Source organism: Streptomyces sp. NPDC005181 (assembly GCF_040608395.1).
Taxonomy (GTDB): domain Bacteria; phylum Actinomycetota; class Actinomycetes; order Streptomycetales; family Streptomycetaceae; genus Streptomyces.
Window position 1 is genome coordinate 1 of the sequence record NZ_JBEXID010000089.1, and the last position, 26838, is coordinate 26838.

General features: G+C 68.5%; 23 protein-coding genes and 2 pseudogenes. 9 read left to right on the plus strand and 16 right to left on the minus strand.

Translation table 11 applies throughout. The features are described from left to right. Positions 1-80: 80 nt before the first annotated feature. The 4 genes from ABZV38_RS33310 to ABZV38_RS33325 form a co-directional block, all read right to left on the minus strand. Positions 81-941: a discoidin domain-containing protein gene (locus tag ABZV38_RS33310; RefSeq protein ID WP_356332175.1), complete on the minus strand. Its 861-nt coding sequence runs from the start codon at positions 939-941 to the stop codon at positions 81-83. Positions 942-1022: 81 nt separating this feature from the next. Then, a complete protein-coding gene (locus tag ABZV38_RS33315; RefSeq protein WP_356332197.1) occupies positions 1023-4241 on the minus strand; it encodes an alpha-L-rhamnosidase in 3219 nt (1072 codons plus the stop codon). A gap of 414 nt (positions 4242-4655) precedes the next feature. Then, entirely contained in the window at positions 4656-5816 is a 1161-nt protein-coding gene (locus ABZV38_RS33320) for an alpha/beta hydrolase (RefSeq protein WP_356332176.1), read from the minus strand. A gap of 283 nt (positions 5817-6099) precedes the next feature. After that, positions 6100-6666 (minus strand): hypothetical protein, encoded by a 567-nt coding sequence (locus ABZV38_RS33325; RefSeq protein ID WP_356332177.1) that lies wholly within the window; start codon positions 6664-6666, stop codon positions 6100-6102. A gap of 288 nt (positions 6667-6954) precedes the next feature. On the opposite strand from ABZV38_RS33325, the pseudogene ABZV38_RS33330 reads away from it, so the two are divergent. The 3 genes and pseudogenes from ABZV38_RS33330 to ABZV38_RS33340 all read left to right on the plus strand — a co-directional run. Then, positions 6955-7727 (plus strand): annotated as a pseudogene (locus ABZV38_RS33330) (molybdopterin dinucleotide binding domain-containing protein); the annotation flags it as partial. A 272-nt stretch (positions 7728-7999) separates the two neighbouring features. Beyond that, positions 8000-8860 carry an NmrA family NAD(P)-binding protein gene (locus tag ABZV38_RS33335; RefSeq protein WP_356332178.1) on the plus strand — a complete coding sequence of 287 codons (861 nt, stop codon included), beginning with the start codon at positions 8000-8002 and terminating at the stop codon, positions 8858-8860. Between the two features lie 421 nt (positions 8861-9281). Then, on the plus strand, positions 9282-11327 hold the full coding sequence (locus ABZV38_RS33340; RefSeq protein ID WP_356332180.1) for a SpoIIE family protein phosphatase: 2046 nt from the start codon (positions 9282-9284) through the stop codon (positions 11325-11327). Between the two features lie 155 nt (positions 11328-11482). Here the strand turns inward: ABZV38_RS33340 and ABZV38_RS33345 are convergent, their stop codons facing one another. The 4 genes from ABZV38_RS33345 to ABZV38_RS33360 all read right to left on the minus strand — a co-directional run bounded on the left by ABZV38_RS33345 (position 11483) and on the right by ABZV38_RS33360 (position 17218). Next, positions 11483-12550: a beta-propeller fold lactonase family protein gene (locus ABZV38_RS33345; protein ID WP_356332181.1), complete on the minus strand. Its 1068-nt coding sequence runs from the start codon at positions 12548-12550 to the stop codon at positions 11483-11485. A gap of 63 nt (positions 12551-12613) precedes the next feature. Next, on the minus strand, positions 12614-13915 hold the full coding sequence (locus ABZV38_RS33350) for a Dyp-type peroxidase (protein WP_356332182.1): 1302 nt from the start codon (positions 13913-13915) through the stop codon (positions 12614-12616). Positions 13916-14956: 1041 nt separating this feature from the next. After that, positions 14957-15757 (minus strand): alpha/beta hydrolase, encoded by an 801-nt coding sequence (locus ABZV38_RS33355; RefSeq protein ID WP_356332183.1) that lies wholly within the window; start codon positions 15755-15757, stop codon positions 14957-14959. Between the two features lie 312 nt (positions 15758-16069). Then, the gene (locus tag ABZV38_RS33360; protein ID WP_356332184.1) at positions 16070-17218 is read right to left on the minus strand and encodes a DUF3103 family protein; all 1149 of its coding nucleotides are present in this window, start codon (positions 17216-17218) and stop codon (positions 16070-16072) included. 276 nt (positions 17219-17494) lie between these two features. On the opposite strand from ABZV38_RS33360, the gene ABZV38_RS33365 reads away from it, so the two are divergent. After that, positions 17495-17860, plus strand: a complete 366-nt coding sequence (locus ABZV38_RS33365; RefSeq protein WP_356332185.1) for a hypothetical protein — start codon at positions 17495-17497, stop codon at positions 17858-17860. 211 nt (positions 17861-18071) lie between these two features. On the opposite strand, the gene ABZV38_RS33370 is transcribed toward ABZV38_RS33365, so the two are convergent. Further along, positions 18072-18422 carry an SDR family oxidoreductase gene (locus ABZV38_RS33370; RefSeq protein WP_356332186.1) on the minus strand — a complete coding sequence of 117 codons (351 nt, stop codon included), beginning with the start codon at positions 18420-18422 and terminating at the stop codon, positions 18072-18074. A 435-nt stretch (positions 18423-18857) separates the two neighbouring features. Here ABZV38_RS33370 and ABZV38_RS33375 point away from each other — a divergent pair, with 435 nt between their 5' ends. Then, complete coding sequence (locus ABZV38_RS33375) at positions 18858-19421, plus strand: TetR/AcrR family transcriptional regulator (RefSeq protein WP_356332187.1); 564 nt, start codon at positions 18858-18860, stop codon at positions 19419-19421. Here the strand turns inward: ABZV38_RS33375 and ABZV38_RS33380 are convergent. Next, positions 19396-19611, minus strand: a complete 216-nt coding sequence (locus ABZV38_RS33380; RefSeq protein ID WP_356332199.1) for a hypothetical protein — start codon at positions 19609-19611, stop codon at positions 19396-19398. The two genes, ABZV38_RS33375 and ABZV38_RS33380, sit on opposite strands and share 26 nt — an antisense overlap. Between ABZV38_RS33380 and ABZV38_RS33385 the strand changes: the two genes are divergently transcribed. After that, entirely contained in the window at positions 19599-19790 is a 192-nt protein-coding gene (locus tag ABZV38_RS33385) for a hypothetical protein (RefSeq protein WP_356332200.1), read from the plus strand. The two genes, ABZV38_RS33380 and ABZV38_RS33385, sit on opposite strands and share 13 nt — an antisense overlap. On the opposite strand, the gene ABZV38_RS33390 is transcribed toward ABZV38_RS33385, so the two are convergent. The 3 genes from ABZV38_RS33390 to ABZV38_RS33400 are packed head-to-tail and all read right to left on the minus strand — an operon-like array spanning position 19791 to position 22382. Continuing rightward, positions 19791-20126 (minus strand): hypothetical protein, encoded by a 336-nt coding sequence (locus tag ABZV38_RS33390; RefSeq protein WP_356332188.1) that lies wholly within the window; start codon positions 20124-20126, stop codon positions 19791-19793. It lies immediately after the preceding gene. 47 nt (positions 20127-20173) lie between these two features. After that, entirely contained in the window at positions 20174-21751 is a 1578-nt protein-coding gene (locus ABZV38_RS33395) for an aldehyde dehydrogenase (NADP(+)) (protein ID WP_356332189.1), read from the minus strand. 1 nt (position 21752) lies between these two features. Next, complete coding sequence (locus ABZV38_RS33400) at positions 21753-22382, minus strand: isochorismatase family cysteine hydrolase (RefSeq protein ID WP_356332190.1); 630 nt, start codon at positions 22380-22382, stop codon at positions 21753-21755. A gap of 429 nt (positions 22383-22811) precedes the next feature. Here ABZV38_RS33400 and ABZV38_RS33405 point away from each other — a divergent pair, with 429 nt between their 5' ends. Further along, the gene (locus ABZV38_RS33405; protein ID WP_356332191.1) at positions 22812-23261 is read left to right on the plus strand and encodes a lipocalin-like domain-containing protein; all 450 of its coding nucleotides are present in this window, start codon (positions 22812-22814) and stop codon (positions 23259-23261) included. A gap of 669 nt (positions 23262-23930) precedes the next feature. Next, positions 23931-24116, plus strand: coding sequence for a hypothetical protein (locus ABZV38_RS33410; RefSeq protein WP_356332192.1), 186 nt, complete (start codon positions 23931-23933; stop codon positions 24114-24116). A 223-nt stretch (positions 24117-24339) separates the two neighbouring features. Here the strand turns inward: ABZV38_RS33410 and ABZV38_RS33415 are convergent, their stop codons facing one another. Continuing rightward, positions 24340-24483, minus strand: a complete 144-nt coding sequence (locus ABZV38_RS33415) for an SDR family oxidoreductase (protein ID WP_356332194.1) — start codon at positions 24481-24483, stop codon at positions 24340-24342. Positions 24484-24872: 389 nt separating this feature from the next. Further along, positions 24873-25463 (minus strand): TetR/AcrR family transcriptional regulator, encoded by a 591-nt coding sequence (locus tag ABZV38_RS33420; protein WP_356332195.1) that lies wholly within the window; start codon positions 25461-25463, stop codon positions 24873-24875. A 92-nt stretch (positions 25464-25555) separates the two neighbouring features. Between ABZV38_RS33420 and ABZV38_RS33425 the strand changes: the two genes are divergently transcribed. Further along, positions 25556-26257 (plus strand): SDR family oxidoreductase, encoded by a 702-nt coding sequence (locus tag ABZV38_RS33425; protein ID WP_356332196.1) that lies wholly within the window; start codon positions 25556-25558, stop codon positions 26255-26257. Between the two features lie 164 nt (positions 26258-26421). On the opposite strand, the pseudogene ABZV38_RS33430 reads toward ABZV38_RS33425, so the two are convergent. Next, positions 26422-26748, minus strand: a pseudogene (locus ABZV38_RS33430) (SAM-dependent methyltransferase); the annotation flags it as partial. Positions 26749-26838 lie beyond the last annotated feature (90 nt).

The window sequence follows — 26838 nt, forward strand, 5'->3', positions numbered from 1 at the left end:
TGTTGCGAGGGTGTTCACGTCGTTCGTCACACATCGACACTGGACGCCCTCGTGCCATGTCCGCAGGCCATCCCTTGGACTCATTCATCTAGGCGCACCCCGGGGCGGTTGTCCGAGGCCCAGGCGAAGTCCACCTTCGGGTACCCGACCACGACCTTGCCGAAGTCGAGCGTCACGCTGGGGGCCACCACCGGGTCCACGGCTTCCGGCCAGACCTCGTTGATACGGGTGAACACGCCCCGACCGAGGTCCTGGGCGGCGGTCACCGTGACCCGCACCCGGGCCGTGGAGACCGGTGCGTCGAAGCGGACGGCGCGCTGCACGGTGCTGTTGCCGGTCACGGTGGCGACCGTTTTCCATGCCGAGTCCGCCCAGACAGCCACAGTGAAAGCGGTGGGCACCCCGTCCGGGCTCGACACCACCGTCAGGCCCGACAGTTCTCGCTCCTCGGGCGTGGTGATGGACAGGGTGTCGGGGAAGTCGCGCTCGGTGTCGTCGTTCCAGAACGTGCCGAGGTCGCCGTCGACGGCATTCTTCGCCTCGTACGTACGCGGTCGGCCGTCGTTCCCGTTGTTGCCCGCGTGTGTGGAGGACGCCTCGGTGGTGGTTCCCTCCGGCCAGCGGGGCGCCGCGGGCGGCTGCGCGCGGCGCAGGACGGTGAGCTTGCCGCCGGGCCTGAGGAGGGCGTCGGGCCGCGTCACGTCACCGTCCGACCGGACGATCCGCACCGGCCGCACCGTCCGCCCGGACGGTCCCTGTACGTAACGGTGCCAGGACCCGGCCGCGGGCAGGCGGCCGGACGCCGTCGCGCCGGCGGCCGCCGCAGGACCGGCTGCCATCAGCGGCAGACCGGCGGTCGCGGCCAACACCGCACCGCTGACGCCCACTTCGAGCACCGTGCGCCGATTGGGCCCCGGTGCCGTCTTCGCTTCATCCGTCATGTTTGCGTGTCTCCATCTGTGCGCACCATCCGCGCGCGGGTGAGTCGATAGGGAACGGACGTCACCAGTAGTCGTCGCACCTCAGTTGGCGAATCGGTGCGCACCGGATCCCGCAGCGAAGACTGCGCAGCCGTCCTCCATGCGGAGGAACACCGAGGTGTCATGGCTGATGTGGGAAGCCTCGGCGGCTGGGATCCATACCTCGGCGGTGGTGTTGGCGGGCACCGTGAGAGCGAGGCGGAATCCACCGTCGTCCACATTCCAGCGGGTGGTGATGGGACCGTGGACGGAGTCGTAGCGTCCTTCCGCCTCGGTGACGCCGCCGCCCGGGCGGGGGCGGACGAGGATCTTGCGCAAGCCGGGTGCGGCCGGTGCGATGCCCGCGATGTTCGCGTACATCCACTCACCCACGGAGCCGTACGCGTAGTGGTTGAAGGAGTTCATCGCGGCGTCCTGGAAGCTGCCGTCGGGCTTGATGGAGTCCCAGCGCTCCCACATCGTCGTCGCACCCTTGTCGATCTGGTAGCCCCAGCTGGGGAAGGACCGCTGGAGGAGCAGCCGATAGGCGACATCGGTGTGGCCCGTCGAGGTGAGCACGGGCAGCAGGCGAGGGGTGCCGAGAAATCCGGTCGAGAGATGCCAGTCCTTGGCCTTGATGAGTTCGACGAGGCGGTCGGCCGCAGGGCCCCGGTCGGCCTCCGCCAGCAAGTCCATGGACAGGGCCAGCACATACGCGGTCTGTGAGTCGCCCTTCACCTTGCCGCCGCTTGAGACGTACGCCGCACGGAAGGCGTCATGGACGCTTGCGAAGAGTGAGGTGTACGGTGCCGGGTCCTTTCCGAGGGCCTGAGCCGACCGGGCGACGAGGTCGGCGGCATGGGCGAAGTACGCCGTGCCGATGACGTCCTTGGGGGTCTCGTCCTGAACGTTGAGCCAGTCACCGTAGCCCTCGGCCGGCCGCAGGAAGCCGCTGCTGTGCTTCTCCAGGTAGTCGAGCCACTTCAGCATCGACGGCCAGGACTGCTCGAGGACCCGGGTGTCGCCGTACGCCTGGTACAGCGCCCAGGGCACGGTCACTCCGGCATCGCCCCAGCCCGCCACGCCCTTGCCGACCGTGCCGACGAAGGGAGCCACATCGGTGAACGCGCCGTCGTCAGACTGGCCGTCGCGCAGGTCGCCGAGCCACTTGGTGAGGAAGCGCCCCGACTCCATGTTGTACGCGGCCGTCGGCGCGAAGACATTGATGTCGCCGGTCCAGCCGAGCCGCTCGTCGCGCGCGGGAGTGTCGGTGGGGATGGAGACGAAGTTGCCGCGCTGTCCCCAAGTGATGTTGCTGTGCAGCTGGTTGAGCATCGACACGTTCGTCGAGAAGTCCATGGTGAAGGGTGCATCGGTGTGGATGACCCGCCCCACGACTGCATTCAGTGGCGGCTTGCCCGGATAGCCCGTCACTTCGACGTAGCGGAAGCCGTGGAAGGTGAAGCGAGGCTCGTACGTCTCCTTGCCACCGCCCTTGAGGGTGTATGTGTCGGTGGCGCGGGCGCTGCGGAGGTTGGCCGTGTAGATCGTGCCGTCCGGGTTGAGGACCTCGGCATGGCGCAGCCGCACGGCCGTCCCCGCCTTGCCCGAGACGGTGAGACGGACCGCGCCGACCATGTTCTGGCCGAAGTCGTAGACGAAGACACCGGGCTTCGGCTCGGACATCTTCCGAGCGGTCAGCTCGCGCTCCACGCGCGTGGGGCCGCCGACCTCGGCCACGAGAGCGGCGTCCACCTTGTCGACGGCGTCGGCCGCCAGCCAGGTTGAGTCGTCGAATCCGGGGCGTGTCCAGCCGTCGGTCTCCAGGCGGGCGTCGTACTCCTCGCCCGACATGATGTCGGCGCTCGTGAGGGGACTGAGCGAGGCCCGCCAGTCCGTGCCGGAAAGCACCCGCTCGGTCGAGCCGTCGGTGTACGTGATCTCCAACTGAGCGAGGAACGCGGGCCGTTCGCCGTACTGGTGCGGACCGAACATGCCGACGTTCCCCGCGTACCAGCCGGTGGCGACGGTGACGCCGAGCGCGTTGGTTCCGGACCTGACCAGCTTCGTCACGTCGTACGTCTGGTACTGGACCCGCTTGCGGTAGTCCGTCCAGCCGGGCGCGAGCCGGTCCTTGCCGACCCGCTCGCCATTGAGGTGGGCCTCGTACAGGCCCAGGGCGGTGGAGTACAGCCGGGCCCGTAGGATCGACCTGCGCTTCAGGCGGAACTCATGACGCAGCTGCGCGGCGGGGGAGGAAAACGTTGTCACCCTGCCCCACGGACCCGATCCCCACGTCGCGAGCGCTTTCGCCTGCTGCCAGGAGCTGTCGTCGAATCCGGCGGAACGCCATTCTCCGGAGGGTTCCTCGGCGGCGGCCTTCCAAGCGGCGTCGGTGGCGAAGGTGCGTGCCCCGCCCGCCGTCGTCAGTTCGAGGAGACCGAGCAGGCCGGCGGGCGAGTCCGTTGCGTTGGTGGCGGAGACGGCGATCACCGCGGCGCCGGACCGCAGTTGGGAGGTCACGTCGACAAGGGCGGGGCGGCGCCAGTTCTCCGCCGGTCCGTCCGCTTCGGCGTGCGCGACCTGCGTACCGTTCACGTACGCGGTGCAGCCGTCGTCGGCGGTCATGACCAGGCGTGCCCGGGTCACGCCTTCGGGGATGTCGACACGGCCGCGGAAGAAGCGGGTCCCCGCAGGGGCGCCGGCGGCCGGGTCGCCCTCCGGGAACCAGATCCAGGAGGCGCCGTCCAGCGCGGGGGCGCCGACCAGCTCGGCGGGCGCCCCGATCCACCGCGCGGACCAGTCGGACGCGGCCGTCAGGCCGGTCTCCCACCAGGACGGCTCGCTCCATGCGGAGGCCTTGTCCCCGGCGTCCCAGACGCGCACCGACCAGTAGTAGCGCGTACGTGACTCGAGTGCGGGTCCCGCATACGGCACCAGGACGGAATCCCGCGACATGACCTTCCCGCTGTCCCACACGTCGGGCTTCGCGAGGCGGCCCGGGGAGCTGGCGACGCGTACCTGATAGGCACTCTGCGCTCGGTTCGGCGAGTCGGACGCCAGAGGCCAACTCAGCCTGGGGCGCGGCACGTCGAGACCCAGCGGGTGGCTCACGTACTCGACGGTCGGTCCAGTGATGCGTACCCCCTTCGTCACTCCTGTTCCACTGGCCGCGGCCCCGGAGGCTTGTGATGCCTGCGCGGTGCCCGGTGCGGTGGAGGTGATGGCCGTCCCCAGGGCTGCCGTGGCGGTCGTGCTGAGCAGTCGTCTTCTGCTGATCACAATCGGCTCCATGCGACTCGGGTTATGAATCGTTTCAGGCATGGAAGCTAGGGTGGCGAAAGTGGCCCGTCAAGGGTTTGGGCGTAGCTGTAAAAAGGTTCAAAGATTTGCAAGTCCGCGCCATTGACGCTGCTATTGGTGCGGGGCTAGATTCCGTGCAATCTGCTTGAAACCTTTCACAATGTCTTCCCGGTCGGCCTGGGACCGTCCTGCTCGACGGTCAGCCCGTCGTCCTTCACGGTCCTGGAGACGACCCCTTTCCCGACCTGCCATGGCTTGAAGTCCGCCAACGAGCAGCCCGAGGAGAGGTCGTGACCGAACGCCGAACAGGCAGCCCGGAACTACTGGCACGCGCGCGACTGTCCTGGACCCCCGGCATCGGGCAGCGGGTCCAGGACAGTCGTGGAGACGGGCTTACTTGCCGGGTCCGGGGTCGGCCGGTGCGTACAGTGCCTCACGCAGAGTCGCGGTGGTCTCGGCGACGGCCTGCTTGTCGGCCTGGGTGCCGGCGAGCGCGTTGAGCATCATGAAGTCGTGGGTGACGCCGCTGTAGTGGGATGCGGTGACCTGGACGCCGGCCGAGCGGAGCTTGGCGGCGTAGGCGTTGGCCGCGTCCAGCAGCACATCGGAGTCGGTGATCATCAGGGCGGGCGGCAGGCCGCGCAACTGGTTGACGGTGGCGTGCAGCGGGGAGGCCAGCGGATTGCTGCGGTCGGCCACGCGGGGCGCATAGGCGTCCCAGAACCACTTCATGGCAGGCCGGGTGAGCCAGCAGTTCTCGGCGAAGCGGTTGTAGGAGGCTGTGTCGAAGTTGGCGTCGGTGACGGGGTAGAGCATGACCTGCTGCCTGAAGTGGGGACCTCCGCGCTGCTTGGCCATCAAGGTGACGGCCGCGGTCATGTTTCCGCCCACCGAGTCGCCGGCGACTGCCAGGCGGCTGGGGTCGATGCCGATCTCATGACCATGGTCGGCCACCCACCGGGCGACGGTGTAGGACTGCTCGACCGGGACGGGGAACTGGGCCTCGGGGGAGGGGGTGTAGTCGACGAAGACGACAGTGGCGCGGGCACCGTTGGCGATCTGCCGGACGAGGCGTTCGTGGGTCATGAAGTTGCCCAGCACCCAGCCGCCGCCGTGGATGTACACGATGCCGGGCAGGTCGCCCTTGACGCCGTCGGGGCGGACGACGTGGACGGATACCGGACCGGTCGGGCCACCGGGCACGGTCCGCTCACTGATCTGCGCAGGCAGCATGCCCACGGGATCTGCCTGCAGCTTGTTCAGCACTTCCCGGGCAGCCTTGTACGACTGCTTGTACAGCGGGGTGCCGTCCGCGGCCGCGAGCTGGTCGAGGAAGTCCTGGTCGAGCTCTTCCAGTTGCGCCGGCGGCTTGCCGCAGGGCACGTACGCGGCCGGCATCGTTTCGGACACGGCGGCCGTCGCGCCGCCTGTGTCGGCGGCGCGGTCACCGTGGCCGGCGCAGCCGCTGAGCGCCGCGCCGGCGGTCGCCAGGAGCGCGACCACGGTGCCGTAGCGGGTCCTGCGTGCTATCGGCAGTCGTTGCGAGGATGTCATGTCTGCGGATCCCAACGTGCTCGTAGGTCCCCTGGGTCAGCCTGCGGGCACCCTGGGTCACCGACCAGCCGGGTTGGGCTGCTGGAGTGTCCTGGCGCGGTACGTATGGAGGTCAGGCGGAGGAAGTCAGCCGGTCCCGTTCGTGCAGCACGTACAGGGCGCGGTCAGGGAGGGAGCGATCAGCACGGCCGCGGTGCAGGCTACAGCGACCAGCACCCACAGGGTCGACTCGGGAGCCGCGGCCTGGGTCAAGGACAGGCCCTGTATGTCGTGTGTTCGTCGGTCATGAGCACAGGGTGTGCCGGAGCGCGGCGCCGCACTGCCGTGCTCCCGTACGGATCCCGCCGTCGTGATCGGCCGGGCCGGGTTCCAGACCCCTGACGACGGCGACGGTGACCAGCGCGTAGGCCACGTGCGGAACGATGTCGGCGACCCAGTCGGAGCGCGACCACGTGCGCGGGTCGGTCACGCGCAGGACGGTCATCGGGCCGTTGGTACCGATCAGCGCCCCCGCGGTCGCCGTGGCGGCCAGGACCGCGTTGCCCGGCCGCCAGCCGCAGGAGAGGGCAAGGCCGAGCAGGGCGCCCATGCCCACACCCGCCGCCATGCCGGTCAGGGGGCCCAGGCCTTTGACGCGGTTCTCCCGTACGTCCTCAGCGCCCGGGATCGGAACGTGCAAGGTCTTTGACAGTCGCTCCACGGTGACCTCGGGTGTTGTGCTCTCGCCTCGGCCGCGGATCACCATGTCCAGGTAACCGACCGCGTCCAGGGCCGTGGTCCCGGCAGCGCCCGCGGCGGCCCCGGCCAGGAGACCACGAAGGTGCCGGGTCGCACCGCTGACTCCCGTCATAAGCCGCTCATCCCTTCACGAAGTCCAGCAGCCCGGGGGGTTGACACCCTCCGGGTGCGTCCGGGCGACGTTGTGCGGACCGCCTTCCACTCTCACGAAGAAGAGGCCCGTGATCAGCGAAGGCAGCCGGGCCGGTGGTGAGCCGGCTGAAATTACCGAAACTGCGACGGTCATGGGCTGAAGCCCCGCCGCGTACTTCGTGAGCCGGCGCGGACTGCGTACCTCTCAGTACATACACCGGATGGCGTATTCCGCCACCGGAAGCCTTGGTGCGGAATGAAGAGGGACCAGCGCTGCGGCGTCCAGGCGACGTCGGTCGAGGACTCGATGAGCATGGTCCACCTGACCGTCGGCATGAAGCGCCCGTCCTCCCCGCACCTGCTCTCCGAGCCGGCGATCATTGCCGGCATGGCCCGCGCCACCCTCCCGGGCAGCGCGACCCCGTGGGAGAGCTACATCGAGGACTACGACCGCATTCGCGACACCATGGCTCAAGTCCTCGACGGATTCGAGGACTTCAACCGTCGGGTGAGGCTGCCGCTCGGCTTCCGCATCTGCCGGCCCGCCCACGAACTGGTCTTCCTCACCCCCAGCGGCGGCGCCGAGTTCTCCGCGGCGCCGCTGCCGGACACGATTCCCGAGGCCGGTGTCTTCCTGCTGCAGACGATGCGGTTCCACGACCAGTGGAACACCACCATCTACTCCGACAACGACCGCTACCGAGGCGTCGAGAACCTGTGGACCCTGGTCTTCATGAACGCCGCGGACATGCGCGCCCGGCAGATCCGTGAGGGCGACCCGGTCGACATCACCAGTACGGGTAAGGACGGCAGCCACCGGGAGTTGAAGGGATACCGGGCGATCACCTACGACATCCCGCGGGGTGCGCCGCCGGGTACATGCCAGAGATGAACGTGCTCATCGCCTCCGGCGACTACAGCGCCCAGAGCGACCAGCCCTTGATGAAGAGCATCAAGGTGCACATCGCCCCGGCGGAGCAGATCGCAGCCAGGCCGCTCGCTGATCACGCGGCCGGTAGGGGAGCAGCAGGGCAGACATAGACCATGTCCTGCATGGTCAGTTGAGGAGCCGTCTGCAGCGGCAGAGGCCTTGGTCCGTTCGGCACCCCGCCATCTTCTACGGCCACGTCGTTCGCTGGATGCCTTTGCGGGCGATCCGCACACCCATGCGCCGGCCCGGCAGCCATCTGCGCAGACGACGGATTGCCCGGCCCGGCTCGGCGGCACTCGAAAGCCGCGGCCCGCTGGTGCGTCGGGGACGTTGCCGCGATAGTCGAGGTGATCTGTGTCCCGTCCGGAAGGAATGTGTACGGATGGCCCTGAGCGTGGCGGTACTGGGAGCGACAGGAAGGCAGGGCGGCGCGGTGGTGAACGCGCTCCTGCATGCGGGGCAGCGAGTACGGGCCGTGGTGCGCGATCCGGCAGCCCCAAGGGCAAGGGCTCTGACCGATCGGGGCGTGGCCGCGGTCCCAGGAGACCTCCTCGATGAGGCTTCGCTGGCTGCCGCCCTGGAGGGGGCCGACGCCGCTTTCGCGGTGACCACGCCCTTCGAGGACGGGCCGCAGGCCGAAGTGGATCAAGGGACTGCCATCCTCGGTGCCGCCGCACGAGTGCAGCTGCCGCATCTCGTTCTCGCGTCCGTCGCCTCGGCGGACAGGGACACCGGAGTCCCGCACTTCGAAAGCAAACAGCGCATAGAAGCACTGCTGTCCCGATCCGAAGTCCCCTGGACCGTCGTGGCCCCCACCTACTTTTACGACAACATGCTCGGCGACAGGGACTCCCTGCTCACCGGCCGGCTCCCGCTGCCCTTGCCGCCGGACAGGCCCCTGCAGCAGCTCGCACGCGAGGACCTGGGGGCCCTGGTCACCGCCGTCGTGGCAGACCGCACCCGTCACCTCGGCAAGCGCGTCGAAGTGGCTTCCCAAGCGATCACCCCGGCGCAGATGGCCACCGCGCTGGAGCACGTGCTGGGCCGGCCCGTGCGCCCCGTCCAGGTTTCCCTGGGGTCGGTGCACGCGAACAGCGCGGACATGGGAGCAATGTGGGACTTCCTCAACGCCGAGGGCTACAGCGTCGACATTCCTGCTCTGCACGCTGCTTATCCGGACATTGCCTGGACCACCTTCGAAGACTGGGCGTGCACGCTTTCCCAGTGGTTCACCACGTCCTGAGTGAGCCTGATCGGGCTCGGCCCGGCGCCTGGGCAGGAGACCCAGAAGCGACGGCCCGCCGACACGCCCCGGCGACGGTCTCGCTGCGAGCCCGACATCAATCTCGGAAGTGGTGCGAAACGGGCATGGCTGGAACCGTCGGTGAGCGTCGACCTTTACGAACGTCAGCAACTCCATGCCCGCGGAAAGGTCGCCCGCTACGAGGCGCAGTCGCCTGTCGCATGGCGCTTGGCCAGGGTGCAAGGTAGATGCCCGGCGGAGATATGTAGCGATATGCAATAATTTGAGTCTGTCGGGGAGTGATCGCTGCTGATCGGCGGCTGCCATGGCGAAAAGGACAACAAGGAAGACAGGGCGCGGGGGACAGGTGCCTGTGGCGTCCTTTCCTTGGGGCCGGTGAGGGCTTCGCATGGTTCACGCCATGGATGGGCGACAGCCGGGCTCGGATGGCGGTGCCTCTGCGCGGGGGCAGCCGGTGGCCGGACACGCGGGGGTGCTCCGGGACCTGCTTCCCATGATGGTCTGGGCGAGTGATCACGACGGGCGCGTGTGGCAGTGGGGGTTGGCCGCGGAGGAGCTCCTGGGCTGGGAGTCGGAGGAGCTGCTGGGCCGTAAAGGGGTTCCTTTGCTGGTTCCGGAATCCAACCAGGCATGGGCATGGGAACTGATCGCCCGGTCTCATCAGGGGGAGACCGCGGTGGGGGCATTTCCGGTGCGGCATCGGGACGGACATCTGGTCGAGATGGAGATGTGGATCTCCCCCATCACCGACCCCAGGGGGTTGCCCGGCACCTTGGTGGTCGCCACTGAGACCTCCGCCGTGCAGCGGATGCGGGATTCACTCGCTGCTCTGGAGGGACTGCTCGGCCAGTCACCGATCGGCCTGGCGCTCCTGGACCGCGAGTTGCGCTATGTACGGGTCAACGAGGCGCTCGCCGACATGAACGGCGTGGCCGTGGCCGAGCATGTGGGCAGGCGCATCGGCGACGTAGTGCCCGATAGCGACCCGGCGGCGGCGGAAGCCTCGATGCGGCAGGTACTGAGGACCGGCCGCGCCATGGTGGACATCCGTACCGCGGCAACGCCCGGCGGGGGCCGAATCTGGTCGTCGTCCTACGCCCCGCTGACCGACAGCGAGGGCGAACGGCTTGGCGTGATCGCCTCGGTCATCGACATCACCCAGGGAGAGGCCGACCACCTCCGGGCGGAGCGGGCCCGCCAGCGGTTCGCGCTGCTGGCCGAAGCCGGCGAACGCATAGGCACCACGTTGGACCTGCGGCAGGCAGCCCGAGGGCTGGCCCAGATGCTGGTGCCCCAGCTCGCCGACACCGCCGAGGTGCTTCTGCTGGAAGGGGTACTGGCCCCCGACGACGTCGGCGCGTCCGCCCGTGAACTGCTGCACTGCCTGGCCACGACGGAAACCGGACCGGAACGGCCCGCCGAGGAGTCCGCTGCCGAGGCGACCTACCGAGTCCCGCCCGGATCGGTGTATGCGACGTGCCTCGCCGAGGGACGACCCCGCACGACGCCGCTGCCCCTGCCTGTGCTCAGGGCTGTGCCTGCCGATCAGGTGGCCGGCCTGTTTGCCGCCGGGCCATCCGGCTCGGCGCGCGTCATCCCGCTCAATGCCCGCGGCAAGGTACTGGGTCTGGTGATCGCCACCCGTACCCGCAGTGAACCGTTCGACGAGCAGGACACCGTCCTCATCGACGAACTGGTGGCCCGGGCCGCACTGAACTTCGACAACGCCCGTCTCTACGCCGGCCATCGCCGAGCGGCCCTGACCTTGCAACACAGCCTCATCAAGCCGCTCCCCACCTTGCCAGGGCTCGAGCTCGCCGGCGGCTGCCTCCCTGCCAGCAGCGAAAACGAAGTGGGTGGCGACTGGCTCGACGCGTTCCCTCTCCCCGACGGCAAGACCGGTCTGATCATCGGCGACGTCATGGGCCACGGCATCCGAGCCGCAGCAGTCATGGGCCAACTCGGCACCACAGCCCGCACCCTGGCCTCGCAGAACGTCCCACCGGACCGTCTGCTGGGCCATCTGGACGCGGCTGTTGCCGACCTCGGCGACAGCGAACTGGCCACGTGCGCCTACGCCGTCTATGACCCGGCCACCGCCAGTTGCCTGATCGCCAGAGCCGGCCACCCCCCACCCCTCCTCGCGGACATCGATGGCGCCGTCCGGATCCTCGACGGAACCTGCGGCACCCCACTGGGCACCTGCCTGGACGAACGCTTCGAGACCGAGCGCGTCCCCCTGCCACCGGGCAGCCTGCTCGTCCTCTACACCGACGGGCTCATCGAAAGTCACGACAACGACCTGGATCACGGCTTGCGTCGGCTGGCCGACGCACTGCGGCAGCCGAGCCGGGCATTGGGGGAGACCCGAGATCACCTTCTCACCCACCTGCTCCCCACACCCTCGCAGGACGACGTCGCCGTCCTCCTCGCCCGGCCGCAGTAGCGGGCCCCGGCCCACGGGTCGGATTCTGTCCGGCGCAGGTGGAGTCCGACCGGACTCGGCTGATCTGCAGCTGCAAGTCTCTCGGATGCCACAGCAGTTCGCGGGGCATGTCCCGGTCGGTCGTGTCCGGCGGACCGATGCGTTGCGTCGCAGGCTCAGCTCACTGCCACGCCGTAGGGGCTAGCGCCGACGGTGACAGTCGCGACGACCTTGTTGGATGCCGGGTCGATGACCGTGAGGGTGCCCGCTCCCTGGTTCGTGACGTAGACAGCCCGGCTGGTGACATCCAGGTTGAACGGGTCGGTGCCGGCAGGCCCCAGGGCAATGGTCGCCGAGACGCGGTGGCTGCTGGTGTCGATCACGGAAACGTTGCCCGGGCCGAGATCGGCAGAGTAGGCGAAGCGCCCGTCGGGCCCGATGGCCACGTCGAAGGGGCCCTCGCCGACCTGCACGGCCGTCGCCTTGCCGGTACGGGTTGCTACGGCAAGGACCTGCTTTCCCACTTCGTCGGCGACGTAGGCCGACTCGCCGTCCGGGGTGAGGGCGACGCCCACCGGGGTGCGCCCCGCGGGGAGTTGCCGGGCGACCCGGCGCGTGTGAGTGTCGATGACCGACAGGTTGCCCGACCCGGCGTTCGCGACGTAGGCACTGCCACCGTCACGACTGAACGCCACGTTCACCGGAGACTTACCGACCGGGATCGTCGTGGCCACCCGGCTGGTTCGGGTGTCGATCACCGAGACGGTGTTGGAACTGCCGTTGGTGACATAGAGGGACCTGCCATCGGGGCTGAGGCCGACACCGGTAGGGCTCTTCCCGACCGGCACGGTGGAGACGATCTTGTTGTTCCGGGTGTCGAGGACCGAGACCCGGGCAGAGCCATTGTTGGCGATGTACACGCGCCTGCCGTCCTTGGTGACCGCGAGGCCCTCCGGCGCGACACCGGCCGGCACGGTTGCGACGACCTTGTAGGTACGGGCGTCCACCACCGAGAGTGTGTTGTCCTGCTGGTTCGTGACATACACGCGGCCACTGGCGCCGGCACCGGGCGCGCTCGCCGCATGGGCAGATTCCTTTTTGACCGGGGGGCTGTGCGTACAGGAGATCAGCAGGATCCCCATGCCCGCGGCGAGTGCCGACCGGAGTGTCCTACCCGGTCGTCGTCGGCGGCTGCCGCCGGCTCGGGACCGCAGGGCAGAGATCATCTCGCCTCCTGTGCGCATTGCGATGGTTCGGTCCGGGACCGGGCGACATCCCGCCGACGGCTGCCCGGCAGTGGGATCGGATCAGGTCAGGAGCCGGCGGGCGTAGTAGTCCTTCTCGTCCTGGACGCCTGGAAGTGCGAAGAAGTAGCCCCCGCCTCGTGGGCTGATGAACGGCACCAGTGTTTCGCCTTCCAGCCGGGTCTGCATGGCGATGTAGGTTTTGAGTTCTTGCTGGAAGCAGACGAACGCATGCCCCATGTCGAGTTCCGGCAGGTTGGGGCTCCGGTCGTAGTCGTAACTGCGACGCAGGATGGTGCTGGTCGCCGCGGTCTGCGGAGTCTGGGGATTGGCAAGGCGGATGTGAGAGTTCAGCGGGGTGATCAGGCCCTGCGGGTCGTTGGTGTAGATGGGGTCGAAGATATCCGGGGCGTTCTCACCCACTGCGTACAGGGGGGCGCCGCTCGCCTTACGGCGGCCGAAGATGCGCTCTTGTTGGGGAACGGGCACCTTCTGCCACGCCTCGATAGCGAAATGCACGATACGCACCACGTGGTACGTGCCGCCCGCGGCCCAGGCCGGTTCGGCGCTCTTCGGCTGGACCCAGACCACCTGATTCATCTGGGCGTCGTCGGAGACGGATGGGTTGGAGATGCCGTCCTTGAAGCCGAACCAGTCGCGCCGGACACCGACCGGACGCTCCGGATTGCGCTGGCCGTCGATGCGCCAGCGCAGCTTCATCGCGGACTTGGTGTGGGTCAGGATGTCGAGCAGTGCGTGCACCGTTGTGTCGCGGTGATCAGCACAGATCTGGATCAGCAGGTCCCCCTGACTCAGCGCGGGGTCCAGGTCGTCATGGCGGAAGGGAGTCATCGTAACGAGCTGGACGGGCTTGCGTGCGCTGAGTCCGTATCGGCCGTCGAAGAGGGATGCGCCGACTCCGACTGTCAGGGTGAGACCATCCGCCACGACCGTGGGTCCCAGGATGCCGTTGTCCGTTGGCGGTGCGGTCGGGGCTGCCTTCGGTGGCCTGCCGCCCGCCGTGAGGAAGCGGGCTCGCGAGGTCAGCGTACGGAACAGTTTGGTCAGTGCTGCACGGTCGGAGGCGGTCACGTCGAACGAGACGAAGATCGCGTCCTGCTGGGGCAGAGTGGCGATGCCTGCCTGGTGATAGCCGTGGAAGGGGATCACACGAGATGTCGGTCCCGTCTTGGGGACGGCCACGGTGTCGGCGAGCGCCGCACCGCTGCCCAAGGCGACCCCGCCCGCCACTCCGGCCAGGCCCGCGGCAGCACCGTGAAGAAACGACCGCCGGACAAACGCACTCGCCGGGCACCCTTCGCCGCTCCACCCTTCATCCAGGGTCGCGACTGTCTCGTCAGTCATAGTTCCCCTCAGACAGGAGCCAGGTGGCAAGCCGTACGGCTCTGCCGCGATCGGATTCCGTGAGCCGGCCGGCCCAGGAGGGCGCGACCGTCGGCGGCAGTTCCCAACCAGTGATTGGCGAACCGTCAGCCGCATGACCGTCCATAAAACGGAATATATTCGACATCCCTGCTCACGCCAGTGGGAAGTGTGGTGCGGGGTGAGGGGGTTTGGAGCGCGTCCGGCGGCGTCGGCCGTGTCCGTGCGCCATCACGGTGAGGCCAGGGGCACGGCGGCTTCTCGGCGACAGGATCGCAGATCGTCGGCTGCCCGGAGGAGCTCCCCCGGACGGCCGACGGGCAAACCAGTGACTTCCGGAAGCAGAGCAACAGGCACACGAGCATGGTGGATGGTCCAGCCCCAGCGGCTCGGCAGCGCTGAGGTGCTGCACGGTGGCGGTGTTGGGTGTACAGCGCCGACGGGATTCATCGAGGCGCCGTGGCCGCGCGAGCCGACCCCTCCGGGAGCACCGGTACGGCACGGGCCGGCGCGACCTCGATCGGGAACTCCACGAACCGGCGTGCGAACGCCACCGGACGCAGGGACCCGGAGCGGTCCCCTCGAAGCCCGGTATGTCACGGGTGTGGCCTGCGGTGACGTGGAAGGTCAACGGTCGCGCCCTGCTGTCGCCGGCCAGGTGACCCTCGACCGAGCGGGCCCCACCCCTCCGGTGGGGGTGGGGCCGCCGGTACCGGGCTCTGAGAGGCGGCCGCCACAGCCGTCGTCCGGCGCCCCGTTGCCTTCTAGGGCTGTCGGGCCGGGCAGTGCACCCCCGACGGAGGCATGTCTATGGCTCGTGGATCGGTTCTCGTTCTATGCTCTTGGGCCTGTCCATCGTCGGCGCGCGTCGGGGCGGTGACAGCGCCGAGCGGGCCGAAGGAAGGAGCGCCGGCGCAGCCAGAGCCGGGAAGCGCGCCCGGCGGAGCGGAGCAATCGTCAGGACCTGTGGATCGGTGGTGTGCGGTATCTGACTCCCCTGTCGTGGTGGCGGCGCAGGGGGTGTCAGGCGTGCTCCCCGAGGAAGTCCGAGAGCGCGGTGTGCAGAGTCCCGGGCTGTTCCAGGTGCAGATCGTGGCCGGTGCGGGGGATGCTGAGGGACTCGGTGGCGGGTCGTCGACGGAGCATGTCGTCGGCTTCCTGCGGCGGGATGATGCTGGACTGGGCCAGGACGACCAAGGTCGGGCACGTGACCTGGGCCCACTCGTTCCAGAAGGAACGCTGGGCGTTCTCCGCCAGTGAGCGGACCATCACGTCCCGGTCGAAGCGTGGCCACCAGCCACCGTCGCGTTGTTCCGGACTGGCCGCCCAGCCATCACCGACCGGTCCGCCGCCGAGGAACTGAGCGGCAGTCTCGCGTGAGGTGAACGGTGTCGGCCACGAGTCGAGCCATCCGCCGATCTCGACGGGAGCGTTCGGGCTCGCTCCGCCCGGGCCGGCTTCGATGAGGACGAGCGCGTGGATTCGCTCGGGGTGTGCGGCGGCGGTGAGCATGGCTGTGTGACCGCCCAGGGATTGGCCGGCCAGGACAGGCCGTCGCAAGTCCAGCTGATCGGCAACGGTGATGACGTCGGCAACGTAGGCGGCGCGGGAGACGTCCTGCGGATGGCGCTCGCTGGTGCCGTGTCCGCGTTGGTCGAGAGCGACGACCCGATACCAGGGGCTCAAGCGTCGGGCTGTCGCGTCCCATTCACCCGCGTGGCCGGCCAAGCCGTGTAGCAGGACGATGGGCTGCCCGGGCCCGCCCCAGTCACGGCAGGAAAGTCTGACACCGTCTCGCACCACAATGCGCTCGGACCAGGGCACGCGCGGCCTCCAGGGGATCGGCTGGCGTTGATCATGCCGTAAGAGTCTCCGGGCGTCCGACCAGGGTGGCCGCGTTCCGAGCGGCGGCTCCGGCCCGAACCAGTGCGACGATGGGGGTGCGTTCACGGCCCGCCGGCGGTCCCGGGCGCACTCGGCAAGTGTGAACACTGTTGCCAGGACTCCCGCGCGGCTGCCGACGTCCGTGGAGACTTCCATGCGAAGCTGCACGGTCTGAGCAGGGCCAGGGCCCGAACGATGGGGAGTTCGGGCCCTGGAGACGGCGAGGGGATGCCGCAGGCTTGGAGGGGGTGGTCAGAACTGCTGGACCCAGTAGGGGGAGACCTGCATCCAGCCGTTGCCGCGCGCTCCGTTCAGGGTGCCGGTGGAGTTGGCCGCGAGTGTGTACCAGGAGTCCACGTAGTCAGGGTCGTTGGTGTACCAGGATGCGGGGATGGCATCCAGGATCGCATTCACCAGGGGCACATACGCGCCCTGATCGGTGATCGTCAGCAGCGCGTCCGCGATGGCCTTGGTGAGCGCGGCGTAGTTCGTGTCGCCGTCGTCCTCCATCATCACCACGTCGGCCAAGTTGTACTTGTAGTTGGACCAGTTCACCAGGATCTGGTTCGGGTAGTACGTGTGATGGTCCGTGTCCAGGTAGGGCATGTCGACCGAGTCCACCCGTACCTTGCCGTCCAGCCCGAAGCCGCTGACCAGCGAGTACACCTCTGCGTCACCTGAAGTCCACGGCTCCTCGTCGTCGTTGAGGTACACCGCGTCGACCTTGGTCGTCCAGAAACCTCCCGCCGTCGCCGTCGCGCTCGTCGCCGCCCCCCGGCTGGTCGCCGGTGTGGTCAGGCCGTCCTTCGCCAGCTCTTTGTTCAGCAGGTCCAGGCCCGCCGTCACCGCCTTGGACACATCCAGGTCGATCACATACACCGCCTGCTGCGGCGCCTTCGTCGCGTCCAAGGTGTGCGCCCGGCCCCGGCTGTCGTACGCCGTCACCGTCGTCGCGTCGTCATCCTGCGTCGTCACCGCCACCAACGGGCTTGTCCCCGGCGTCAGTTTCTTCTTCATCGTGTCCGTGCCCAGCCGCAGCCGCAGCAGTGAACCCACACTGCTGTCCAGCCCCTTCGCTGCCACGATCCGCCGGTCGGCGCCGGCCACCGCGCCCGTCAGCTCCCTGCCCGCCGTGCTGGCCGCGCTCGCGGTCACCGCGCGTAGATCGAGTTCGTTCGACTTCAGCACCGCCGAGCGCAGTTCCTCCCGCCACTGAGCGTTCGCCAGCGACGCGGCCACTGCCTTTGCCGTCTGGTCCTCGATACGGGTCACCGTCGACGACGGAGCGGCCGTCGGGGTCTCCGACCGTGCCGCCGCGCCTGCCACGGGTGTGGAGACGCCCGCCAGCGCGACAACCGTCGTGGCGCACAGGGTGAGCGCCAGGGCGTTGCGTCGCGTCATACGTCTGTTCAAGGTTCCTCCTGTGAGCGTGCGGCGCCCCGTGTGGTGGTGGGGCGTCGACGAAAGGGGGGTGCGCGTTCAGGATGAAGCCGTGTTGCCACCAGCGGATCTATGCGAGTAGAACTCGCGATGGCTAGCATGTGCATGTCGAGTGCGCGGCGCAAGAGGGCGAAAGAAATCCGTGAACGGCCTTTACTCCAGGGAGCAATGACTTCTCGTCAGTTGCTCCGTTGCTCAAGCGAGCGACGCCGCGAACGTGAAGACTTTGCCCAGCGGGTGGGTGCCGGGCTCGAGGACCGTAGGTGCGCTGCTGGGCGCCTGGAGGCGGCGCGCGACGGTGACCTGAGCGGGCTCACCGAACTGCTCAGCGGGGACGTGGCCGTCTGGAACGACGGAGGCGGCAAGGTGCGGGCCGCGTTGCACCCGGTCACCGGGCGCGACCATGTCATTGCCTTTGTGACGGCCCTGGGCACGCGCTACTTGATGGGGGAGGCCAGGCTCGTCGACGCCAACGGCCAACCGGCGCTGCTGACCACCATCGACGGCGGTGAGCAACTGGTGGCGCTCGATGTGCGAGACGGCCGGACCCACGGCATCTGCGCCGTCCTCAACCCGGACAAGCTCACCCACGTACAGATCTGACCTGTCCACTGCCGTCCACCTTGGAGGTGGACCACTGCGTGCTCCCGATTCTTCGGTCCGGACCGGGACAACCCATCACGGTGTGAGTCCACGGCGTCAGAAATCCCGTTTGAGCTGATTGTTTCCTCTCCGGGAAAATTGCTCGCCGCGAAGCGACGAGCCCGAGATGCGGGTCGCGGGGGCGAGGTGCGCCCCCTCCCTGGAGGGGAGGTCAGATGGTTTTGACCTGACCGCCATCGATGGTGAATTCGGCGCCGGTGATGTTTGCGGCTCGCGGAGAAACGAGGAAAGCGGTCAGGTCGGCGACTTCGTGGGGTTCGGTGACCCGGCCGGTGGAAATGCCCATGCTCTGAGGTACGACTTCGTCGATGGCCACCTGGGCGGTGGTGCCGGCGGCGGACGCCGCGGCGTCAGCGAAACCGCCCGGGGCTGTCCAGAAGGGGGTACGGACCGGGCCGGGGGAAATCGCGTTGACACGTACGCCGCGGGGCGCGCGGAGCCGCAGGCTGCGTGAGGCCGAGGGGAGCGTTGCCCGGCCCTGGTGGTCATGGGGGTTGGTCAAGCAGCGAGTTCAGCTCGAGTCGGGCGGTGGGTGGCAATTCGGGTGAGCCCACGTCTCGTACTCGCCCGGCTTTCAGCGGTGGCGCGGGACGAGCACCACTTGTACGCCGGCCCCGCGGGCGGAGGTGACCACGCAATGCCGGTTGTCCAGCAGGTCGACCTTCATTCACGGGCTCCCGTGGCGGCCAGATGTTGTGGCCCTCGAAGACGAAGTCGTTGCAGGGGCCGACCAGCACAACCGCCGTGCGGTTGATGCGCGGGTCTCGGCTGCGGTTTTCTCCGATCCAGCTGACTGACAATATCCGGATTCAGGATGGACCCCGTCATCTCTCAAGTCGAATATGGGCAGCTCAGGTCACTGCTTTTTCTAATGTGTATGATGGATGTCATCTAGACGTTCAGCGGCATGTGCCGCTCCTCGAAGGGACGGCCCGGGATGGGGCACTCACAGGCGGAGAAGGCGGCGTCCCGCGAGCGGGTGCTGCGGATAGCGGCCCGCAAGGTCCGCGCAGAAGGCGTGACCCGCCCCGGCATCGCGGACCTCATGAAGGAGGCGGGACTGACCCACGGCGGCTTCTACAAGCACTTCGCCTCCCGCGACGACCTGATCGCCCAGGCCGCGGCCACGGCCTTGGCAGAGGGCTCGGAGAAGATGGAGACGGCCGCGCGGAAGAACGAGCAGGATCCGCGAGCCGGTCTTGTCGACGCCTACCTCGGGAAAAACCACCGCGACTCGCCGGCCACCGGCTGCGCCCTCGTGACGCTCGGCGCCGCCGCCGGGCGCGGCGATGGTGGCTTCAAGGAGGCGTACGAGAAGCAGGTCCGCACCTACCTGGACCTGCTCACCGGCCTCGGCGATGACTCCGAGGAGGCGCGGGCCGAGGCGATGCTCACCCTCAGCGCCTTGGTCGGCGCCACGCTCATGTCCCGGGCTGTGGCCGACCCGGAGCTCTCCGATGAGCTGCTGGAGACGGTCACTGGGCAGTTGAAGCGTCAGTAGGCACTGTCGATCCCGCCACGCAAGCCCGCCGCCCCCGCGAGGGTGCAGGTCCCATGCCCAGGCCGAGGCCAGGGAGGCCATACACGTCCTGCCCGGCCTCGAAGGCCCAACTGTGGTAGCCATCCAGGCCGAAGACCGCCTGGACGATGTCGTGCAGCTCTCGCGAGGTGCCGTCTGATGGCGTCTCCAGGCGACGCCCCGCTCCGGAACCGCGTGGTCGAGCCGGCCGCCACCGGTCACCTGCGGTGCGGCAGCGGAGGGGCCGCCGACCTGCCGAGCAGCTCAACAAGGCCCGCGCACGCGGAATCCGTGGACATCGCCCCGGCCGAGGCATACGGCGCCGCCGACCTCCTCGGCTACCAGGACTGATCACAGCCCACTCAGCCCCGGACCGCATCGCGGCCAGGGGTCTGCTGCCATGCCCAGAACAACCGGTGTGACCGCCATACGCCCCGGGGCGACGGGCCGAAGGTCCCACGCAACGTCTCCTGCCGCGGCGCCTACCGGAACAGCGTGGCCGACATCCTCCGAGAGCCACTGGGCCGCGGCGTGCACCATGAGGGAATTGCCGTCCCAGGGGGCGACGGTGGCCGGCGGCCCGAGTGGGTCGCCGGTGGTGTCCCCGGCGTCCACCACCACGTCGGCCGACGCGATACCCGCGCCCACGTCGGCGCGCTGGATGATCCGCCCCCGGGGGCCCGGCACGCGCCGGGGCCCTCCCGAAGGAGGGTCCCAACCGGGCGGTTGCTGCGTCAGTCGCGGGCGAGACACCCGTCGACCAGCCGCCACAGCCCCAGGGGGTTGCCCGCAGCCAGCGCGTCGGGCAGCAGCGCGTCCGGGAAGCCCTGGTAGGTGACGGGCCGCAGGAACCGGTCGACCGAACTCATCCCGACCGAGGTGAAGCGGCTGTCCGTGGTGGCCGGGAACGGGCCTCCGTGAATGGTGGCGTGGCCGACCTCCTGCGGGTGGGCGAAGGCGTTCACCACGATCCTGCCGGTGCGCCGCTCCAGGATCGGCAGGAGCCGCGCGGCGTCGCCGTGGTCGGGCTCGTCGATGTGCATTGTCGCCGAGAGCTGACCGCGGAAACTCCGGGCCACATCGAGGAGCTGATCGATGCCGGTCAGGCGGACCAGCAGCGCGGCCGGCCCGAAGACCTCCTCGGCCAGCGTGGGATCGGCGAGGAACTGGTCCCCGTCGACCTCGAGCAGTTGCGAGCGGCCCTCCCAGGCCCCCTGCGGCTCCGGGCCCTCCGCGAAGGGCTTGGCACCGGAGCCGATCAGCCGCTGCGCGTTGCGGTCGTAGGCGTCGTGGATGCCCGGCGTCAGCATCGTGCGCGCACCCATCGCGCTCACCCGTACGGCGGCCGCGTCGCGCATCTCGGCGTAGCCCGGGCCGTCGACAGCGAGCAGGACGGCCGGCTTCAGACAGGCCTGGCCGACGTTGACGAGCATGCGCTCGGCGAAGCCGTCGCCGACCTCGCCGCCACGCGCCGCCAGCGCCGCGGGCAGGACGAAGGTCGGGTTGACGCTGGTCATCTCGGCGAAGACCGGGATCGGGTCGGGGCGCAGCTGGGCCCGCCGGTACAGCGCCATGCCGCCCCCTTCGGAACCGGTGAAGGTCACCGCCTTGATCAGCGGGTGGTCCACCAGGGCCTCACCGATCTCGTTGCCCGCTCCGCGCACCAGGGAGAACACTCCCTCGTGCAGTCCGGAGTCGGCGACCGCGCTCTGGATGGCGCGCCCCGCCAGCACGGAGGCGCCAGGGTGGGCGTTATGGGCCTTGAGGACGACCGGGCAGCCCGCCGCCAGCGCGGAGGCGGTGTCGCCGCCGGCGACGGAGTACAGGATGGGGAAGTTGCTCGCGCCGAAGATGGCGACCGGGCCGATCGCGATCTTCTGCATGCGGTGGTCCATGCGCGGCCGCGGCTGCCGCTCCGGCTGCTGCGGGTCGACGGTGGCGTGGCGGAAGCGGCCCTGGCGGACCACGTCGGCGAACTGCCGGAACTGGGCGGCGGTCTTCGCCGCCTCCGCCTCGAGTTGCGCGACGGGCAGGCCGGTCTCCAGCGCTGCCCGCTCCGCCAGCTCGCGGTTGATTGCGTCCAGCCGGTCCGCGACCAGCTCCAGGAAGGCGGCGCGCTCCTCGAGGCCGGTTCGGTTGTAGCTGTCGAAGGCCTCGTCGGCCAGTCGCGCGGCATGATCGACCTCGGCCGGGCCGCCGAGTGCGAACTCCGGTTCGATCCGCTCGCCTGTTGCCGGGTTGAGGGCTTTCATCGCGCCGTCGGACGCCGGTACGGACGACGAGCCGATCAGCATGTCTCCGGTCAGTGACATCTCAGTGCTCCTTGTTCGCCAGCGCCTGCAGGAGTTCTGCGGTGGTGGTGATGGTGTGGGCGTAGGTCGGGCCGTTGAGTTCGTGGGCGGCGTGCATCATCTCGGGCTTGAATGCGGCGGTGGCGTCGCGGACGAGGGTGACGTGGTAGCCGAGTTCCATGGCGTAGCGGCTCGTGGATTCGATGCAGGTGTTGGCGAGCAGGCCGACGACGATGACGTGGGTGATGCCGTGCTGCTTGAGCTGGACGTCCAGGTCGGTGTTGGCGAAGCCGCTTTGGGCCCAGTGTTCCTGGACGATCACGTCTCCGTCGGTGGGCTGGAAGTCGGGGTGGAACTCCCCGCCCCAGGTGCCCAGCGCGAAGGTGTGGCGCTCCTGGACCAGCCGTTGGGTGGGGTTGGGGTGATCCCAGTCCTCGTAGTCGCCTTCCTGCCAGCGACGGTGTGGGACGAAGACGATCTGCAGGTCCGCTCGGCGGCCGGTGGCGACGACGGCGCGCAGGTTGTCCAGCAGGCCGACGTCGGTGGCCACGCCCGTGAGCAGAGGCCAGATCTTGCCTCCCTCGGACAGAAAGTCGTTGTAGGGGTCGACCAGCAGGACCGCGGTGCGGGTGGGGTCGTAGGTGTCGGTCATGGTGCACTCTTCCATTCTGGATGACCTCCATCATCCACAATGAGAATGATTTGCATCATCCTGATTGTCAAGGGGGGGGCGATCTCCCCTCGGGAGGATGTGTATGATGGAAGTCATCCACAATTCTTGGATGCTCGCGGCCGGACCTCTGGAGAGTGCATCGGGTGGCGTGACAGCAGGTATGCCGCCGACCGAAGGGCATGTGCTTCACGGCCCCGACGCGGCACGTACCGCCGCAGGCGCGGCGGACGGCAGAGCGCACCCGCGGTGGGCGTCAGTGAAAGCGCACCGATGCCGGGTCGAGGCCCGGAGGCCACCGGAGCGAAGGCAACGGCTTGCTGCTGCGCCGAGCCCCAGGGTTCCCGGGACGCAAACCGACGCAAGCGTCAAACAGCAGCCGGCAAGTGCCGAGTACCAGTGAGGAACGGCATGACTCCCGATGAACTCCGCAACGCCCTGGTCGGCGCCTGGCGTCTGGTTTCGTACACGGCTACCGACATCGAGAACGGCGGCGTCATCGAGCCTTTCGGGCCGCAGCCGCAGGGGCTGATCATGTACACTACCAGTGGCCGTATGTCGGCCCAGATCATGCGTACGCGGCGGCCCCATTTCCGGCAGGGGCGGCTTGAGGAAGGGCTGCACGAGGAGCTGGCCGCGGCGGCCGTCGGCTACATGGCCTACGGAGGGACCTACGAAGTACCCGAGAGTGACCTCGTGGTGCATCACGTAGAACTCAGCCTGTTTCCCAACTGGGTGGGAACGACCCTGACCCGGGTTGCCGACTGGGACGGCGAAAGGCTCCGGCTGATCCTTCCCGAGCCCGCCGTGATCTGGGGTGCGCGCCGTAAGGGCATCCTCACCTGGGAACGCGCCCGGTGACCGCGCCCCGCTGCGCCTCCTCCGTGCCGGATCGTCCGCGCCACTCCTGGGGTTCGGTCCTCGCGGTCGCCTTCCTGTCGACGACGGCGGCGGCGGGGGTGATGACGATCTGTGGGTCTGCTTGCCGCTCGGCGACGGCGGCACGTGGTCGCAGGCGCAGAGTCACAAGGGTCAGGCCGGACCGGCACCCTTCCCCACATATGAACTGGAGCGAGCCGCCGGTCACCTTCGGCCGGCGCCGCCAAGCCGTCGCCCCCCAAGCGTTCATCACCTGTTTGACAGGTGACGTAGGCTGTGTGAGTGTCGACGGCGAATGCAACAAAGGACGCATTCGAGCCGGCCGAGTAGGGGGAGTCGGCTCTCGTGTCCGGGCCGTCGCCGCCCTGCGGAGCGGCGTCGAGCCGCTCAACGTTGCGTGCCACGTTCATGCAGCGCCCGTGATCGGCACCGCGGCCTGCGAGTAGAACTGTGCTGTCAACCCCCATCAAAGGATTCCCGTGAAAATACCCAAAGTATTGAAAACGGTCACAGTGGCAGTGGCCGTGATCACTGTCACTTGCGGATGTTTCCTCCAGATTTTCTGAGGATGACGGTAGCTGTGGAGGCGGCGGGGCTCATGCCTTTCTGCCACCACAGAATTACCGGCAGAGAAACAAAGGACGCGGCAGAATGACGCATACGCAGAAGGCCGATAAGGTCAAGGAAGTCGACGCGCTGGCTCGGCAGGCCCGGTTCGGCTTCCTGCCCGAGCGCATCCGGTCGGAGGACACGACAGAAGTGGTCCCCACCATGGCGCGGTACCCGTCGCAGGACCTCTACGACCATGAAAAATCGCTCACCTGCAGGTTCATATAGCCGCTGTCCCGCGGCTATGGCGCCACAAGGTGGCCCCTCCACTGCCTGGAAGGGCCACCGCGCCTCCGAGTGCTTCAGTCCGACTCCGTGATCTGGCTCGATGGCGCTTGTGGTGTCTTGGTGTTCCCGATGTTGTTCAGGGTCCGGACGGGCCGGCAGTTGCGGTAGCGCGCGATCCGGCCGGTACGACCGGGGCCCGGGGCGGAGCCGGTCGGTGCGTTCTTCAGACCTTGGCGAGGAGGCCTCCGTCAGCGACCAGGGTGACGCCGGTGATGCAACTGGCGCGGGATGAGGCGAGGAAGCCAACCGCTTCGGCGATCTCGCGGGGCTCGGCGAGGCGTGCCAGTGGGACTGTGGTGGAACCCATCCCATGCGGCGTTCAGTAGCGGTGCACACCACTAAGAGACAAATTAGGTGAAAGTGTCAATCGGCGCGCCAGGGGAGTCACGCCATCTGATTGCACTTCATCGGGCCGGGGCCACGACCTCTTCGGAACCTGTCCCGCTGTCTCCGTATAGGCGAACGGAGGGTGGTGCGCGGGCGAGTGGTTCGGATCTGGGTGCTCGCGCGCTGCACCGGGATGTCCGGGCGACGGGCCGAACGGCAGGCATGGGTGGGCTCCTCGGCCGGGCTTGGCTGACCGGCCGGCTGGGAGTCGTCGCCACTCGGTGCGACAAGGGCGGATACGGCTCTGCCTCGGCAGCGCAACCGCCGCCGCGCGCCTCATCCGGCTCGTGTCGTGATCGAAGAGACCTCCTAGCCGGTCTGGCCCGCCGGCACTGTCTGCTTGACCCCGCCAGCGTCCAGTAGGGCCGCTGCCGTGATCACGCCGATGCCGCCGAGCGCCTGGGACCGGACAACGGCCCGGGCGCTCGCGCCATCGAACACGATCGTCAACTGCACGGCCAGGGTCTCCGGATCCTCGGCCTCGGCGGCGACGAGCTCGGCCCGGAAGAATTCGGTCAGGTCCTGCTTGAAATGGCGCGCGACCACGCTCCCCGGATGCTCGGGGTCCTTCAGCTCCACCGCTGCACTCACGAACGGGCAGCCAAAGACGTTGCCCTCGGCCGTCATCTGGTCCTGCCGCTCGAACACGGTCAGGATGCGCTCGCGCGGCGACCGCTCGTCGTCCGGCCCTGGCAGCAGCGCGGCCTGGTACGCCGGGCCGCGGCTGGCGAGGCTCTCCGCGATCACCTCGTCCTTGGACCGGAACAACTGGTACATCGACTTCTTCGAGACCCCGGCGGCCTTGCACAGCGCATCCACGCCGATGCTCATGCCGTCGCGGTAGAAGAGTTTGCCGGCCGCGTCCAGCAGTCGCTCGCGGGGTGTCGCCGAGGTGGTCATGCCATCGAGGGTACCGGCTCGGCTTGCCTTCGGAAACAGATCGGTTTACCGTGGTGGAAACAGATCGGTTTCCAACTTTGTCTGGAGTCAAAATGACCACTCTCGAAGGCGCCGTCGTACTCGTCACCGGCGGCAACCGCGGCATCGGCAAGGCGATCGTGGACGACCTGCTCGCCCGTGGCGTGAAGAAGGTCTACGCCACCGCACGCAACCCGCAGCCGAGCACCGACGCCCGCGTCGTACCGCTGGCTCTGGAGGTCACCGACCCGGCCTCGATCGAGGCGCTGGTGGCGGCCGCGCCCGATGTCACCGTGCTGATCAACAACGCCGGCGGCAGCTCACCGGACACCTACCTGGACGCACCGGTCGAGGAGATCCGGAACGTCTTCGAGACCAACTTCTTCGGCCCGCTGAATGTGACTCGGGCCTTCGTCCCGGTGATCGAGCGCAACGGTGGCGGCCACATCCTGAACGCACACTCGGCGCTTTCCTGGGTCGCCTTGCATGGTGCGTACTCCGCCACCAAGGCCGCGTTCTGGATGCAGACCAACGCCATCCGGCTCGAACTGCTCGACCGCGGCATCGGCGTGACGGGCCTGCACATGGGGTACGTCGACACCGACATGACCGCGGCGGTGACCCAGCCCAAGTCCAAGCCGGCCGACATCGCCAAGGAGGCGCTGGACGGGATCGAGAAGGGCGCCTTCGAGGTGCTCGCCGACGAGACCTCCCGTCAGACCAAGGCCGCTCTGTCCGGCGACATCACCAACCTCTACCCGCAGCTCAGGGTCTGACCGGCCTCTTGCCTCCGGTGGTCGTCCAGCGCATCGTCGCAGCACGTGGGCGGCCACCCGGACGCGCGACGTCGACTCCCGCATTCCCGCAGCGTAGGCGTTGCGCCACCCGGATCACGAGAGATGCTTCAACATCGAGGAGCCACCCCAGCAGGGCGGCTTGATCACAGCTCGGCGGGGCCTTTCCACCAGACGAAGACCTCGGTGCTCGGCCGGCGTTCGGAGAACCGGCTCGACGGGGAGACCTCCCGCAGCAGTCGACGCAGGTCTGCCTCGAAGTCGTCACGGTGCGTACCGAACAGCTGCGGAGCCGAGAACGACATCGAGAACACCCACGCGATGACATCGTCACACGTGCGTTCCATCGCCTGCCCGCCGGGAACAACATGGCGCTGGGGACCGAGGAATCCCGCCCGGCTGAGCACCACCGCCTCATCGCCGGGTGTCCCGTGCGGCAGCACCCCCCGGCCGGCTCTTCGCACCGGCCCTAGTAGGGCTTGGTCAGGTCAGTGTTGGTGGTGCGTGTCCTGTGGGTTCAATGTGTCGTTGAATGCGTGTGACTCCGGAAGAAATTGCGTCTG

Excerpts from the sequence above, each read along its gene's own strand:
- ABZV38_RS33350 (WP_356332182.1), bottom strand. The coding sequence starts at position 13,915 with ATGACTGACGAGACAGTCGCGACCCTGGATGAAGGGTGGAGCGGCGAA.
- ABZV38_RS33360 (WP_356332184.1), bottom strand. The coding sequence starts at position 17,218 with ATGACGCGACGCAACGCCCTGGCGCTCACCCTGTGCGCCACGACGGTT.
- ABZV38_RS33415 (WP_356332194.1), bottom strand. The coding sequence starts at position 24,483 with ATGGGTTCCACCACAGTCCCACTGGCACGCCTCGCCGAGCCCCGCGAG.
- ABZV38_RS33325 (WP_356332177.1), bottom strand. The coding sequence starts at position 6,666 with ATGACGGGAGTCAGCGGTGCGACCCGGCACCTTCGTGGTCTCCTGGCC.
- ABZV38_RS33420 (WP_356332195.1), bottom strand. The coding sequence starts at position 25,463 with ATGACCACCTCGGCGACACCCCGCGAGCGACTGCTGGACGCGGCCGGC.
- ABZV38_RS33310 (WP_356332175.1), bottom strand. The coding sequence starts at position 941 with ATGACGGATGAAGCGAAGACGGCACCGGGGCCCAATCGGCGCACGGTG.
- ABZV38_RS33385 (WP_356332200.1), top strand. The coding sequence starts at position 19,599 with ATGGCGTCTCCAGGCGACGCCCCGCTCCGGAACCGCGTGGTCGAGCCG.
- ABZV38_RS33345 (WP_356332181.1), bottom strand. The coding sequence starts at position 12,550 with ATGCGCACAGGAGGCGAGATGATCTCTGCCCTGCGGTCCCGAGCCGGC.
- ABZV38_RS33375 (WP_356332187.1), top strand. The coding sequence starts at position 18,858 with ATGGGGCACTCACAGGCGGAGAAGGCGGCGTCCCGCGAGCGGGTGCTG.
- ABZV38_RS33400 (WP_356332190.1), bottom strand. The coding sequence starts at position 22,382 with ATGACCGACACCTACGACCCCACCCGCACCGCGGTCCTGCTGGTCGAC.
- ABZV38_RS33405 (WP_356332191.1), top strand. The coding sequence starts at position 22,812 with ATGACTCCCGATGAACTCCGCAACGCCCTGGTCGGCGCCTGGCGTCTG.
- ABZV38_RS33335 (WP_356332178.1), top strand. The coding sequence starts at position 8,000 with ATGGCCCTGAGCGTGGCGGTACTGGGAGCGACAGGAAGGCAGGGCGGC.
- ABZV38_RS33410 (WP_356332192.1), top strand. The coding sequence starts at position 23,931 with ATGACGCATACGCAGAAGGCCGATAAGGTCAAGGAAGTCGACGCGCTG.
- ABZV38_RS33340 (WP_356332180.1), top strand. The coding sequence starts at position 9,282 with ATGGATGGGCGACAGCCGGGCTCGGATGGCGGTGCCTCTGCGCGGGGG.
- ABZV38_RS33395 (WP_356332189.1), bottom strand. The coding sequence starts at position 21,751 with ATGTCACTGACCGGAGACATGCTGATCGGCTCGTCGTCCGTACCGGCG.
- ABZV38_RS33320 (WP_356332176.1), bottom strand. The coding sequence starts at position 5,816 with ATGACATCCTCGCAACGACTGCCGATAGCACGCAGGACCCGCTACGGC.
- ABZV38_RS33425 (WP_356332196.1), top strand. The coding sequence starts at position 25,556 with ATGACCACTCTCGAAGGCGCCGTCGTACTCGTCACCGGCGGCAACCGC.